Origin of the sequence: Bradyrhizobium quebecense (genome assembly GCF_013373795.3) — a bacterium.
Lineage (GTDB): Bacteria > Pseudomonadota > Alphaproteobacteria > Rhizobiales > Xanthobacteraceae > Bradyrhizobium > Bradyrhizobium quebecense.
The window spans coordinates 4,470,699-4,484,294 of sequence record NZ_CP088022.1 but is presented as its reverse complement, the minus strand read 5'-3'; the positions used below and the strand labels follow the sequence as shown (position 1 = coordinate 4,484,294).

11 protein-coding genes are annotated in these 13,596 nt (G+C 64.3%); 8 read left to right on the top strand and 3 right to left on the bottom strand.

Features of this window, described 5'->3' with window-relative positions:
* The first annotated feature begins 212 nt into the window (after positions 1–212).
* The 6 genes from HU230_RS21755 to HU230_RS21730 all read left to right on the top strand — a co-directional run bounded on the left by HU230_RS21755 (position 213) and on the right by HU230_RS21730 (position 6,231).
* Positions 213–1,523 carry an ABC transporter substrate-binding protein gene (locus HU230_RS21755; RefSeq protein WP_176529920.1) on the top strand — a complete coding sequence of 437 codons (1,311 nt, stop codon included), beginning with the start codon at positions 213–215 and terminating at the stop codon, positions 1,521–1,523.
* A gap of 241 nt (positions 1,524–1,764) precedes the next feature.
* Entirely contained in the window at positions 1,765–2,538 is a 774-nt protein-coding gene (locus HU230_RS21750; protein ID WP_173637918.1) for an ABC transporter ATP-binding protein, read from the top strand.
* Positions 2,539–2,543: 5 nt separating this feature from the next.
* The gene (locus tag HU230_RS21745) at positions 2,544–3,248 is read left to right on the top strand and encodes an ABC transporter ATP-binding protein (protein WP_176534925.1); all 705 of its coding nucleotides are present in this window, start codon (positions 2,544–2,546) and stop codon (positions 3,246–3,248) included.
* A 187-nt stretch (positions 3,249–3,435) separates the two neighbouring features.
* Entirely contained in the window at positions 3,436–4,317 is an 882-nt protein-coding gene (locus tag HU230_RS21740; RefSeq protein WP_176529921.1) for a branched-chain amino acid ABC transporter permease, read from the top strand.
* Positions 4,314–5,324, top strand: a complete 1,011-nt coding sequence (locus HU230_RS21735) for a branched-chain amino acid ABC transporter permease (RefSeq protein ID WP_092115807.1) — start codon at positions 4,314–4,316, stop codon at positions 5,322–5,324. Before HU230_RS21740 ends, HU230_RS21735 begins: the two co-directional genes overlap by 4 nt.
* The gene (locus tag HU230_RS21730) at positions 5,290–6,231 is read left to right on the top strand and encodes a polyphosphate kinase 2 family protein (RefSeq protein ID WP_176529922.1); all 942 of its coding nucleotides are present in this window, start codon (positions 5,290–5,292) and stop codon (positions 6,229–6,231) included. Before HU230_RS21735 ends, HU230_RS21730 begins: the two co-directional genes overlap by 35 nt.
* Before the next feature lie 237 nt (positions 6,232–6,468).
* Here HU230_RS21730 and HU230_RS21725 read toward each other — a convergent pair whose 3' ends face one another.
* Positions 6,469–8,667: a spermine/spermidine synthase domain-containing protein gene (locus HU230_RS21725; protein ID WP_176529923.1), complete on the bottom strand. Its 2,199-nt coding sequence runs from the start codon at positions 8,665–8,667 to the stop codon at positions 6,469–6,471.
* A 359-nt stretch (positions 8,668–9,026) separates the two neighbouring features.
* Positions 9,027–9,452, bottom strand: a complete 426-nt coding sequence (locus tag HU230_RS21720) for a nuclear transport factor 2 family protein (protein ID WP_176529924.1) — start codon at positions 9,450–9,452, stop codon at positions 9,027–9,029.
* A 125-nt stretch (positions 9,453–9,577) separates the two neighbouring features.
* Here HU230_RS21720 and HU230_RS21715 point away from each other — a divergent pair, with 125 nt between their 5' ends.
* Positions 9,578–10,147, top strand: coding sequence for a bifunctional transcriptional activator/DNA repair enzyme AdaA (locus tag HU230_RS21715; protein WP_176529925.1), 570 nt, complete (start codon positions 9,578–9,580; stop codon positions 10,145–10,147).
* A 406-nt stretch (positions 10,148–10,553) separates the two neighbouring features.
* Entirely contained in the window at positions 10,554–12,116 is a 1,563-nt protein-coding gene (locus tag HU230_RS21710) for a 2-isopropylmalate synthase (RefSeq protein ID WP_176529926.1), read from the top strand.
* A gap of 90 nt (positions 12,117–12,206) precedes the next feature.
* On the opposite strand, the gene HU230_RS21705 is transcribed toward HU230_RS21710, so the two are convergent.
* On the bottom strand, positions 12,207–13,589 hold the full coding sequence (locus tag HU230_RS21705) for an FAD-binding oxidoreductase (protein WP_176529927.1): 1,383 nt from the start codon (positions 13,587–13,589) through the stop codon (positions 12,207–12,209).
* Between the last annotated feature and the right edge of the window lie 7 nt (positions 13,590–13,596).

Genomic DNA, 13,596 nt, shown 5'->3' with positions numbered 1-13,596 from the left:
GATCGGTCGTCATCGACGGCTTGTGACCCGAAATAGCGAAGTTGCCTTCCGTAATTCTCCGGTCGGAAAGCTCGTCGGCAACGTTCCGCCGAAACTTTGCGCAAGCCTGCGCCGTGGCGACGCAGCCATCGCGCTTGACATCATCGGCCGCTCCCCCTGTGATAGGGCGGCACGAACAAAAAATGCAGTGCACAATCTCCGGGGAGGGATTCATGCCGGTCAGGAAGGCCGCCCGCTGGCTTGCGGGTCTGTCTGTCGCGCTTGCGGCGCTGGGCGTGGCCGGTGCCGCGCATGCGCAGGACAAGAAGATCAAGATCGGCGTGATCTTCGACTTGACCGGCCCGCTGGCCGGCGGCGGCTCGGAGCTGCAATATACCGGCGTCAAGATCATGCTCGACCATTACGCCAAGATCGGCGTCGAGGGCTACAAGGTCGAGGCCGTCTACGCCGACGCGCAGAGCAAGCCCGACATCGCCATCAACGAGGCCGTCCGCCTGCTCGAGCAGGAAAAGGTCGACATGGTGATGGGCTTCTTCTCCTCGGCGCAATGCGTGCCTGTGGCGGCCCGGGTCGACCAGATGAAGAAGTTCATGTGGATTACGACCTGCATCTCCTCGGGCGTGTTCGACGGCAAGAACTACAAATACGTGTTCCGTCCGCAAGCCGCCGGCAACCAGTACGGCATGATGACGACCGACTTCATCGCGCAATACTCCATATCCAAGTTCGGCAAGGAGCCGAAGGACCTCCGCGTTGCCATCATCCATGAGGACGGCGCCTATGGCGTCGACGTCGCCAAGGGCAACGAAGCCGGTGCAAAGAAGGCCGGCTTCAACATCGTGCTCAAGGAGGGCTATTCGGCAACCGCGCCCGACCTGTCGGCGCTGGTCACCAAGCTGAAGCGCGCCAAGCCCGACGTGATCTTCCACACCGGTTACAATCCGGACATCACGCTGCTATTCCGCCAGGCGCGCGAGCAGGGGCTGAAGTTCGGCGCCATCGTCGGCCACGGCGCCGGCTATGGCGTCTATGAGAAGCTGAAGGAAGGCCTCGGCGCCGACGCCAATTATCTCTTCAACACCGACCCGATCTCGATCTGGCTCGCCAACCAGAACGGCATGGATGCCAAGCTGCCGCCGGTCATCAAGATGGTCGGTGAGGAGTTTGACCGGCTGAAGCCCGGCGTGCCGATCCGCTCCGCCCATGTCGGCATCGGCGCAGCCAATGCCTACGTGTTCCTCGACGACGTGCTGCCGCGCGCGATCAAGAAGTATGGCGGCATCGATCCGGACGCGTTGCGCAAGGCGGCGCTCGACACCGACATTCCCGAGGGCGGCACCATGCTCGGTTACGGCGTGAAGTTCTACGGCGAGGGGGAGCAGTACGCCGGGCAGAACGCGCGCTCGTTCCCGGTGGTGCTGCAATATATCGACGATAAATCCTATGTGGTGTGGCCGAAGAGGCAGATGCAGCGCGAGACCGTGCTGCCGTTGCCGGCCGGCACCACCTACAGCTACAAATAGCCGAGCAAGATGACATTAGATCGAATAGCTGCCGCGAAGGAACCGCGCTCCCTCTCCCGCTTGCGGGGGAGGGCTGGGGTGGGGGTTCTCTCCACGAGTCGTATCGTGGAGAGAGCCCCCACCCGGATCGCATCTTCGATGCGTTCCGACCTCCCCCGCAAGCGGGAGAGGTGCAGCGAGTCTGCGGCCAGGCTGTTTCAATCTGACTTCATCCTGCACTAGCGCTCGCGAAAGGGACGCCGTGCTCGCCGTCGAAGGCCTGGTCAAGCGGTTTGGCGGCTTTTGCGCCGTCAACAACGTGTCGTTCCGCGTCGAGCAGGGCGAAATCCTCGGCCTGATCGGGCCGAACGGCTCGGGCAAGAGCACGATCTTCAACATGCTGTCGGGCACCTTGCCGCCGACCGAGGGCTCGATCCTGTTCGACGGCCGCGAGATCGCCGGTCTCGCCCCGCACCGGATCATCGTGGGCGGGATCGGCCGCACCTTCCAGATCCCGCGGCCATTCCATCGCCTGAGCATTTTCGAGAATGTCGTGCTCGCCGGCTTCTACGGCCAGGGCCGCCACAGCCGCAGCAAGGCCGAGGAGGCGGCCGAACGCGCGCTGGCGATGGTCGGCCTGCCGACCGATCGGCATAGCAGCGTCGAAGGCCTGGGCGCGGCCGGGTTGAAGAAGCTCGAACTCGCCAAGGCGCTCGCCACCGGACCGAAATTGTTGCTAGCCGATGAAAGCCTCGGCGGTCTCGACGAGACCGAGATGGACCAGGCCGCCGACATGCTGCGCCGAATCCGCGACGAGCTCGGCATCACCATCATCTGGGTCGAGCACATCATGGGTGTCTTGATGCGGGTGGTCGATCGCGTGATGGTGCTGGATCACGGCGAGAAGATCGCCGAAGGCCTGCCGGCGGACGTCGCGGGCGATGCCAGGGTGATCGAGGTCTATCTCGGCACCGATGCGGATGCGAGCCTGGCTGCCGCCGTCGCCGAGCAGGCGCGCCGCCGGATCGGGGCGTGACCGGCATGCTGGAGCTCCGATCGATCGACGCGGGCTATGGCAGCTTCCAGGCGCTGTTCGACGTCAGCCTCGACGTCAAGGCGGGCGAGGCGGTCGGCGTGATCGGCCCGAACGGCGCCGGCAAGACGACCCTCATGCGCGTGATCTCCGGCCTGATCCGCCCGAGTAACGGCAAGATATCGATGGAGGGTGCCGACGTCGTCAGGACGCCGGCGCATCGCATCGTCAGCCTCGGGATTGCGCATGTGCCGGAAAATCGCCGGCTGTTTCCGCGGCTCACCGTGGCAGACAATCTGAAGATGGGCGCGTACATGCCCGGCGCCCGCGCGCATTACGCCGAGCGGCTCGACTTCGTGTTCGAGCTGTTCCCGCGCATGAAGGAGCGTCGCCACCAGATGGCCGGCACCATGTCGGGCGGCGAGCAGCAGATGTGCGCGATCGGCCGGGCGCTGATGTCGAACCCGAAACTGCTGCTGCTCGATGAGCCCTCGGCCGGGCTTGCGCCGGTCGTCGTGCAGCAGGTGTTCGAGCTGGTCAAGCGCATCCGCGCCTCAGGGCTGACCGTGCTGATCGTCGAGCAGAACGTGCAGCAGGTGCTGCGTGTGGTGGACCGCGCCTATCTCTTGGAAGCCGGCAGCATCCGCGCCGCCGGCACGGCGGCGGAGTTGGCGGCCAGCGACACCATCAAGCAGGCGTATCTGGGAGTGTAGGGGATGATTGGATTGGTCGGGACGATCACCGCGAGGACGCTCCACTCCCTCTCCCGCTTGCGGGGGAGGGCCGGGGTGGGGGTGTCTCCACGGTCGAGAACCTCCGCGGGGCGAGAGCCCCCACCCGGCGCGCTTCCGCGCGCCGACCTCCCCCGCAAGCGGGAGAGGTAAGAAAGGCCAAACAGCCATGCAATCCTTCCTCGACATTTTCGACATCTACCTGCTGGAGGCCGTGATCAACGGCATCCTGCTCGGCGGCGTGCTGGCGCTGTTGGCGCTCGGGCTCAACCTGATCTTCGGCGTCATCGACGTCACCTGGATCTGCTACGCCGAGCTCGTGATGATCGGCATGTACGGCATGTACTATCTCGTGCAGGTGTTTCATTTGCCGTACTGGGCCGCCGCGCCGCTCGTCATCCTCCTGGTGGCGCTGCTCGGCGCCGCGCTGCATTTCCTCGTCATCGCGCCGCTCTTGACCGCGCCGCCGATCAACCAGCTGCTCGCCACCGGCGGCGTGCTGTTCATCCTGCAGAGCTTCGCCACCGTCGCCTTCGGCATCGACTTCCGCAATCTCGGCATCCGTCTCCCGGTGCTGGCGCTCGGCGAGATGAATTTCAGCTACGCGCGACTGTTGTCGTTCGGCGCGGCGCTGGTCGGCATGATCGGCGTCTATCTGTTCCTGACCCGCACCTTCACCGGCACCGCGATCCGCGCCATCGCGCAGGACCGCCAGATCATGCCGCTGATGGGCGTCGATCCCAGGCGCATCTATCTCGTCACCTCGGCGATCGGCGGCGGGCTCGCCGGTCTCGCCGCCTGCCTCCTGGTGCTGCAATATGACGTGCATCCGTTCGTCGGGCTGTCGTTCGGGCCGATCACCTTCCTGATCTGCGTGCTCGGCGGCCTCGGCAATTTCATCGGCGGCTTCGTCGCGGCCTTCGTGTTCGCCGAGATCATCTCGCTCGGCGGCCTGTTCTCCGATCTCGAATGGGGCTACGTGCTGGCGTTCGCCTTCTTCATCGTCATGATGTTCATCCGGCCCGCGGGCCTCCTGGCGAGGCGCTCGTGAACAGAGGGCTCGCCGGCTGGATCATCGCTCTGCTCGCGCTCGTCGCGCTGCCCTTCGTGCACCGCGACCCCTATCATCTGCACGTGCTGGTGCTGATCCTGATCTGGTCGTTCGCCTACACCTCGTGGTCGATCATGGGCCGCTTCGGCCTGGTCTCGCTCGGCCATGGCGGCTTCATGGGCATCGGCGCCTATGTCACCGCGCTGCTCTGGAATCACCTCGGCGTCTCGCCCTGGATCGGGATTCCCCTGAGCATGGCGACAGCCGGTGTGCTCGCGCTCGTCGTCGCCTATCCTTGCTTCCGCTTTCGCATCACCGGGCACTATTTCGTGCTGGTGACCCTGGCGCTGTCCGGCATCGTGCTTCAGGTCATCACCGCGACCCGCGACTATACCGGCGGCTCGCTCGGCTACACGCCGCAGCGCGCGCCGAGCGGCAAGGGGCTGTTCGCACTGCAATTCGACGACAAGATCACCTGGTATCTGATTGCGCTCGCGGTCTGGGTCGCAGGTCTCGTGATCTGGCGCGCGATCGACCGCAGCATGATCCGCCACGCCATGGAGGCGATCTCGGAGGATGAGGATGCGGCGGCCGCCGCCGGCGTCAACGTCACCGCCGAGAAGCTCAAGATCACCCTGATCAGCGCGCTGATGACCGCGCTGTCCGGTGCGCTCTATTGCCAGTACCAGATGTTCATCTCGCCGGACACCGTGAGCGGCATCGCGGTCTCCCTGCAGATGGTGTTCGCCGCGATCGTCGGCGGCGTCTATGTGGCGCTGGGACCGACCGTCGGCGCCATCATCACCATCGTGCTGGCCGAGGTGCTGCGCATTTCGTTCGGCACCAAGGCGGTCGGCTGGGACAATCTGGTCTATGGCGTGCTGCTGGTGCTCTTCATTATCTTCCTGCCCAAGGGCATTCTTGGTAGCGTGATCGACCGGATCAAATCGCCACGCAAGCCGTCGAGAGGCCATGAGCAACAAACCGTCCCCATCGCTCGCCGATGAACTGAAGCCCTTCGTCGCGCCGTTCCGCTTCGACGGAGCAGGCGAATTTCACCTGAAATCGTATCCGACCGCCGAGAAAGGCGGCATCGACAAGGACGTCGGCGGCAAGATCATCGAAGCCAACCGCACGCGGCTCAACGACTTCCAGGAGAAGCTCTACGCCCAGGACCGCTGGTCGCTGCTCCTGATCTTCCAGGGCATGGATGCCGCCGGCAAGGACAGTGCGATCAAGAGCGTGTTCGAGGGCGTCAACCCGCAGGGCTGCGAGGTCTCCTCGTTCAAGCAGCCTTCGACCAAGGAACTCGACCACGATTTCATGTGGCGCGCCATGATCGCGCTGCCGGAGCGCGGCCACATCGGTATCTTCAACCGCTCCTACTACGAGGAATGCCTTGTCGTGCGCGTTCATGCCGATGTGCTCGCCAAGCAGAAGCTGCCGAAACGGCTGGTGACCAAGAACATCTGGCGCGAGCGCTTCGAGGACATCTCCGCGATCGAGCGCTATCTGTCCCGCAACGGCACCGTGATCCTGAAATTCTTCCTGCACGTCTCCAAGGAGGAGCAGCGCCGGCGCTTCCTTGACCGGCTCGAGGAGCCGGCCAAGAACTGGAAGTTCTCGATGGCCGACGTCTCCGAGCGCGCGCTGTGGGCCAAATATCAGGCCGCTTATCAAGACATGATCCACCAGACCGCGACCGGGGAGGCGCCCTGGCACATCGTGCCCGCCGACCACAAATGGTTCGCCCGCGTCGTGATCGGCTCGACCATCGTCAATGCGCTCGACAGGCTCGAGCTGAAATTCCCCGAGGTCGACAAGGCGGACCTGAGCGAGTTCAAGCGTGTCCGTGCTGCGCTGGAGGCGGAAGGCAAGGGCGGCGCGGCGGAGAAAAATGCGGCGAAGAAGTAGGGCGGCGCTTTTTTCTCGCGCCCTGCGGGCGAGGCGATTTCGGAATATTGGAAATATGCCTTTGATTTGCCCGACGTGTCAAGTGGCCCGGTCGAGCGCCGGCAGCCGCCGGCTCCTTTGTATGGGGTTGTTTTCGATATTTTGGCCGCGCGCGCCTGCGACGGGGGCTTGATCGCCACCGCAGATATCTGCGGTAGCGACTACCGTTCTCCGGTCTGCCAGCGCGTCCCTTGCGCGCTAGCCCTTGCGTGACGGCATCCAGGCGGACAGCAAATAGAAGCCGATCGCCACGATCAGGAGATAGCGGAAGCCGAGCAGGGTCGAGCACGATTCGGCGAGGCCGCCGATGACAGATCCCGCGATGTTGGATCCGAACGCCTGATCGGGATTGGCTTCGTCGCGGAACGAGCGGGCGAAGATCACGCCGGCGAAGAACATCGGGCCGAGCGCCAGCGCGCACGGGATCACGTAGCGCCAGACGATGCCGCCGCTCAGGAACGTGTCGAGCGGCACCAGCACCGAGACCGCCAGCAGCCCGGCATAGTGCCGCGCCAGGCGGGTCGACGGCACCTTGATCACATACAAATTGGCGGCGAGGATCAGCAGCAGGGCGGTGAAGAACACCGCAGAGTTGACCAGCCAGGTGCTGCCGAACAACAGCGCCATCTGCACCACTGCCTTTGTCTCGAGCAGCATGAAGGCCGCGCCGAGGAAGAACATCCGGTTGTTGGGTCGCCAGGCGCCCTTCGGCTTGAACAGATAGACGAGGCCAAGCCCAAGCACGCCGAGCAGGATCATCGAGCGAACGGTCAGGTCGGGAATCAGCCTGCCGCTGACATAGAGGAACGGCCAGTCGTCGCTGGTCGATTGCCTGGCCCCTTCATTGTCGACCACCAGTTTCGCCGGCGCCAGCGGCACCCAGTCGCCGTGCTGGGCTGCAGCCTTGTCCTGTCCCTTTTCCTGCGGCTTGTCGAAGCCGTTGACCGCCAGGTTTTCCGGCGGAATGCTGTTCAGCCAGAACTGGCCGCGGTCGCGGAATGCTGTCGAGATGCGCGGATTGCAGCCCGCGATGATCGTGGTGAAGCCGACCGCTTCCGACGAGGTCAGCGTTTCCTTGTAGGGCAGCGGCAGCACCAGCGGATCGCAGCCGAACACCTGCTTCGCCATCTCGGCGACGCGTTGCACGATCCAGCCCTGGCGATAGTAGTTGTACATCACGAAGACGCCGTCTTGCTTCAGCACGCGGCGGACGTCCTGGAACGCCTGTTCGGTGAACAGATAGCTTTCGAGGCGAATGTTGGCGTAGCCGCTGTGCAGGATCAGCGAGTCGACGAGCGCATACACGACCAGATCGTATTTGCGTTCGGTGGTGCGCAGGAAATGCCGGCCGTCGTCGAGATGCGGCACCACCCTTGGATCCTGATAGGGCTTGTCGGGATGGTTGTGGATGCCGATGTTCTGGATCACGGGATCGATCTCGACCGCATCGATGCGCTCGACGCCGAAGCGCAATGCGTGCGCCAGATCGTTGCCGGAGCCGGCGCCGATGATCATGACGTTCTTGAACGGCGCGCCGCCGCTGTGCTGCTGCAGCAGGTGGATCAGCGAATAGGACGAGCCGCGTTCGCTGAACGGCATCATTTCCTGATGGCCGATGCTGTTGACGGTGATCACGCCGTTCGATTTGTTGAGGTCGACGGCGTAATAGGGCGACCAGCGGATGTCATGGCTGTCGGAACGATCGGTGTAGAAGGCGGTAAATCCCACCACGATGATGATCGTCGCAAGGCGCAGGATCGACAGCGCCTTGTCCTGGTAGAGCAGGTAGACGATGCCGGCGCAGCTGATGCCGAACCAGACCACCGGCGGCGCCTGCGCGAACGACAGCAGCGAGAACCCGACGATGCCCGCGAGGCTGCCGCCGATATTCAGCGAATAGCCGGCGACGCGGTTGGGATAGGCGTCGAAGGCGCGGCCGAGCGTCTGGCCGAGGCCGACGAACATCAGCGCGATCAGCACGAAGAACAGCCCGGCGATCGCCTCGATCGGCACGACGAACTTGGCGAGATCCGGGTTGCGATACTCGGTGCCGAAAAACACCTCCTGCGGCGAGGCCTGATGGCCGACGTCGACCGCGAACTGGCCCCAGTTGGAATACAGCATCATGATCGTGGCCACGGCAGCGAAGGTCACGAGGGCGAGCCCCGGAAACAGCGCAAGCCAGTTGGTGGTCCGCCGCGCGGCAAGGCAGCCGCAGGACATGCCGAGGAAGGCTGCGAGCAGCACGATATTGGTGAAGAATTGCAGGAACACGACCTTGGCCGAGAACCAACGGATGCAGGCCAGTTCGAGAAACAGGATCAGGAATCCGACCAGGAAGAGATTGAAGCCGGCTTGGCGCTGATTGGGCCCATCGGCCAGGTTCGTCGTGGGCATGATCCTGATATCTCCTTAACCAACCAAAGGACGCGCCCTAACACCCGGTCGCCGCCGGCACACTAGATGCAACCAGTTGAGCAAAGATTGATTTACCCGGCTGCGTACGCGCCACGGCTGTCGCCGGCCGGTGCCGCGCATGCTGTCATGGTGTAGGAAAGGTTTCGCTGCGCTCGTGTTTTGGCCGGGACATAGGCGAGCGGAAGCGACGCCGTACTTCGGACGGCTGAGCCCGGCCATGACGGTGCGGATAGGTTAGTCGATGTCAATCAGGCTGCGCGACCCGCAAGGGGAAGGAAGCCTTCCCTCGCGAGAAGGCGGGCGAAGTCACGCTCGAATCGCGCCGCACGCAGCCGTGGTCACGCCGCAGCCTCTCCGAACACCATCTGCCAGCCCTTGCGCGTATCCATGTATTCCCGAACCTGCTTGATGCGGCCTGCCTCGACCACGAAGACGAAGCAGTAGTCGTTGTCGTAGCGCCGGCCGTCCGGCAGCGTCGCGCGCATGCGCTCCTCGACGATCACGCTGTCACCGTCGGCATGCACCGCTCGGAATGCGATGTCGATCTCGGTGAACAGGCGATGCATCTCGGTTGCGATGAAGCGGGCGATCGCCTCCGCGCCGATCATGTGATCGGTGTGATCGAGCGCGACTGCGGTGGCGTTGCGGGCCGGCGCGATCCATTCGGCATCCGGTGCGAACAATGCGGCGATCAGGTTGGTGTCGCGGGTCCTGAACGTCTGCCAGGCATTGAGGACGGTTTCCTTGGCGGTCGGGGTGGTCATTGCGATGTCTCCAGGGGTGATCGATCGGCTCGATCTAGGTCAGCGTGGCGAGGCCTGCTGGCCGGAATCGGACCTCATCACCGCCGGCCACTTTCCCTGATCGCGCGATGCGCTAGTGTGCGGCCATGCTCAGCTTCGAGGTCTGCAACGCTGCGCGGCTGCGGCGCGACGCGCGCTATGACGGCCGTTTCTTCACCGCGGTGAAGACCACGCGGATCTATTGCCGCCCGGTCTGTCCGGTGAAGCACCCGTTGCCACGCAACGTCACCTATTACCCGACGGCCGCTGCGGCCGAGGCGGCGGGCTATCGGCCATGCCTGCGCTGCCGTCCGGAAACCGCGCCGTTCTGTCCGGCGTGGAACGGCACGCGCTCCACGGTTGCGCGCGCGCTGAAGCTGATCGATGGCGGCGCGCTGGAGCGCGGCTCGGTTGCTGCGTTGTCCGACAGGCTCGGCATCACCGCGCGCCACCTCGGACGGCTGTTCGAGCGCCACGTCGGCGCCAGCCCACAGCAAGTCGCGACCACCCGCCGCGTGCAGCGCGCCAAGCGGCTGATCGACATCACCGATGACGCGATGACCGAGATCGCCTTCCGCGCCGGCTTCGGCAGCGTCCGCCGTTTCAACGCCGCCTTCGCCGGTCTCTACGGCCGCTCGCCGTCGAGCCTGCGCGCGTCTTCGCGCGGGCGGAGGTGAGGGGACAGGGACGGGGCCGGACGCGTCGAGCCATGCGGCACGATAGGTCAACCCCGCTGACCATCTTTATCCATTGCGGCGGCTTGCCATAATCGTCTAGAACGACGGCGCATAGCGCGTCCCGGCAACCAACCGTCAATGGTTTTGACCGAGGATTTCGGCGCTCAACAGGGGCTGGCAATGCTGATTCGCGGCCAAATCGATGGGATTTCGGGGGAGGTGGCCCAGGCTACCGCCACGATCCCGGCCGCGGCGCCCACCCTGCTTATTGGCGGCCTTCTTCTTACCTGCCCCTGAGGGCCGGCTGGGCGTTTGCGCCTGGGCACTCAGGGGTTTGTACGAGATCACCGGACCCTGATATCGCCCAAGCAACATGACGGGCGCAAAGCTTAAAGGAATTTCTCACATGGCCACCGCGAACAAGTCCGAGAAGGACCGCGTCATCATTTTCGACACCACCCTGCGCGACGGCGAGCAGTGCCCCGGCGCCACCATGACCTTCGAGGAGAAGCTCGAGGTCGCCGAGCTGCTGGATGATATGGGTGTCGACGTCATCGAGGCCGGCTTCCCGATCACCTCGGAAGGCGACTTCCAGGCGGTCAGCGAGATCGCCCGCCGCTCCAAGAACGCGGTCATCGCGGGCCTCTCCCGCGCCCATCCGGCCGACATCGACCGCTGCGCCGAAGCCGTCAAGTTCGCCCGCCGCGGCCGCGTCCACACCGTGATCGCGACCTCGCCGCTGCATATGCGCGTGAAGCTGAACAAGACCCCCCAGGAGGTCATCGAGACCTCGGTTGCCATGGTTGCCCGCGCCCGCAACCAGATCGACGACGTCGAATGGTCGGCAGAGGACGGCACCCGCAGCGAGATGGACTATCTGTGCCGGATCGTCGAAGCGGTGATCAAGGCCGGCGCCACCACGGTGAACATCCCCGACACCGTCGGCTACACGGTGCCGGAGGAATACACCCACTTCATGCGGACGCTGATCGAGCGCGTGCCGAACTCCGACAAGGCGATCTTCTCGGTGCATTGCCACAACGACCTCGGCATGGCGGTGGCGAACTCGCTGGCCGGCATCGTCGGCGGCGCGCGGCAGGTCGAGTGCACCGTCAACGGCATCGGCGAGCGCGCCGGCAATGCCGCGCTGGAAGAGATCGTGATGGCGATCAATGTGCGGAACGACAAGTTTCCGTACTGGAACAAGATCGACACTACGCAGCTGACCCGCGCCTCGAAGGTCGTGTCCGCGGCCACCTCGTTCCCGGTGCAGTACAACAAGGCGATCGTCGGCCGCAACGCATTTGCCCATGAGAGCGGCATCCACCAGGACGGCGTACTGAAGGATGCCTCGACCTACGAGATCATGCGGCCCGAGATGGTCGGCCTGAAGCAGTCCTCGCTGGTGCTCGGCAAGCATTCCGGCCGCCACGCCTTCATCCACAAGCTGGAGGAGATGGGCTACAAGCTCGGCGCCAACCAGCTGGAGGATGCCTTTACGCGGATGAAGGCGCTGGCCGACCGCAAGAAGGACATCTACGACGAGGACATCGAGGCGCTGGTTGACCAGGAGATGGCGGCCGCGCACGACCGCATCAAGCTGGCCTCGCTGACCGTGATCGCCGGCACCCATGGTCCGCAGCGCGCGACCATGAAGCTCGACGTCGACGGCCAGATCAAGATCGAGGAAGCCGAGGGCAACGGCCCGGTCGATGCCGTCTTCAACTGCATCAAGCGTCTGGTGCCGCACGAGGCCAAGCTGGAGCTGTACCAAGTCCACGCCGTGACCGAAGGCACCGATGCACAGGCCGAAGTCTCGGTGCGTCTCGCCCATGAAGGCCGTTCGATGACCGCGCGCGCCGCCGATCCGGACACGCTGGTTGCCTCCGCCAAGGCCTATCTCGGCGCGCTGAACAAGATCGTGATGAAGCGTCAGCGCGACGTCCCGGCGACCAAGGTCGCGGGCTGACCGTTCACTCGATCAAAGCATTCGGAAACGCGGCGCCTTGGGCGCCGCGTTTTTCATTTGCCAGGCGCGCCGTCACCTTTTGAGTCGGCGTCAAGCGGCCGGCCTGATGTTCTGGTTGACCCGGAACAGATTGGCGGAATCATATTTGCGCTTCACCGCCGCCAGCCGCGCATAGTTGGATCCGTAGGTAGCCTTGAGACGGGCTTCGCCCTCATCATCCATCATGAAATTCGGGTAGGCGCCGCCGAGGTCGAACGGGTGAACCGACTCCCAATAGGCCTTGGTCCATCGTGTGATTGGCCCTGCCTTTTGCGGATTCGGATCGATTCCGGCGATGACCATCGACCAGGTCGCGTCGCGACAATTCCACGCGGTCTCGCCGCCGCCGACGCGATGGACGGCGCCGTCGATCGGGTAGAGATGCATGAGCGACAATTCGCTCGGGGTCTTTGCGGCCTGCTCGAGATGGGCGTCGATCGCGGCGTCCGGCAACGTCTTGACGAAATCGCCACGCCAATACCACTGCATGCCCTTGGGGTAGAGCCCGTCAAACATGCTCTGCACGGCAGGATAGGGCATCGTCCCCATCCAGTTGAACCATGGCGTCGGCAAGGCATCGAGCAGCGGTGCCAGCGCTCCTCTGCCGCCGTCCTCGGCGCCGTCGTAGCAGCACATCAACAGGCAGATGCGCTTTCCCCAATGCTCTTGCGGAAATGGCGGACCTGACGGGATCGTCTTGAGTCCGAGGAAGACGCTGAGCTCCTCCGGCGCGGTCGGCAGGAAGTCGCGATAACGCTGCATGATCGTGCGCGCATGCTGCTGATCCCAGGCGATCGGTCCGGCAAACACGGCATTGACCGGATGGAGCCTGAACAGGAAGGACGTGACGATGCCGAAATTGCCCCCGCCGCCGCGCAGCGCCCAGAGCAGGTCGGCGTTCTCGTCCTTGCTGGCGACGGCAAAGCTGTCGTCGGCGAGCACGACGTCGGCTTCGAGCAGATTATCGATCGTGAGGCCATGTTTGCGGGTGAGATAGCCATGGCCGCCGCTCAATGTCAGGCCTGCGATCCCGGTGGTCGAGATGATACCCGCCGGGACGGCGAGGCCGAACACATGGGTGGCATGGTCGACATCGCCCTGGGTACATCCCGCGCCGACCCGCGCCGTGCGGGCAACCGGATCGACGCGCACGCCCTTCATGGCAGACAGGTCGATGACCAGTCCGTCATCCACGCTGCCGAGACCGGGTCCATTATGACCGCCACCGCGAATTGCGATGCGCAGGTCGTTCTCGCGGCCGAACTTCACCGCGGCGATGACGTCGGCGACATCGACACATCGTGCGATGAGCGAGGGCCGCTTGTCGATCATGCCGTTAAAGAGTGCACGAGCTTCATCGTAATCGGTTTCGCCGCGCGCGATGACCGCGCCGCGCAAATTTTCACGTAGTTCAATTTTGACTTCGTCACGCATGATGCTC

What these genes read in the sequence shown, in the direction of transcription:
- HU230_RS21725 (WP_176529923.1), bottom strand. Translation starts at nt 8,667, where the DNA reads ATGCCCACGACGAACCTGGCCGATGGGCCCAATCAGCGCCAAGCCGGC.
- HU230_RS21745 (WP_176534925.1), top strand. Translation starts at nt 2,544, where the DNA reads ATGCTGGAGCTCCGATCGATCGACGCGGGCTATGGCAGCTTCCAGGCG.
- HU230_RS21720 (WP_176529924.1), bottom strand. Translation starts at nt 9,452, where the DNA reads ATGACCACCCCGACCGCCAAGGAAACCGTCCTCAATGCCTGGCAGACG.
- HU230_RS21755 (WP_176529920.1), top strand. Translation starts at nt 213, where the DNA reads ATGCCGGTCAGGAAGGCCGCCCGCTGGCTTGCGGGTCTGTCTGTCGCG.
- HU230_RS21730 (WP_176529922.1), top strand. Translation starts at nt 5,290, where the DNA reads ATGAGCAACAAACCGTCCCCATCGCTCGCCGATGAACTGAAGCCCTTC.
- HU230_RS21715 (WP_176529925.1), top strand. Translation starts at nt 9,578, where the DNA reads ATGCTCAGCTTCGAGGTCTGCAACGCTGCGCGGCTGCGGCGCGACGCG.
- HU230_RS21705 (WP_176529927.1), bottom strand. Translation starts at nt 13,589, where the DNA reads ATGCGTGACGAAGTCAAAATTGAACTACGTGAAAATTTGCGCGGCGCG.
- HU230_RS21740 (WP_176529921.1), top strand. Translation starts at nt 3,436, where the DNA reads ATGCAATCCTTCCTCGACATTTTCGACATCTACCTGCTGGAGGCCGTG.
- HU230_RS21710 (WP_176529926.1), top strand. Translation starts at nt 10,554, where the DNA reads ATGGCCACCGCGAACAAGTCCGAGAAGGACCGCGTCATCATTTTCGAC.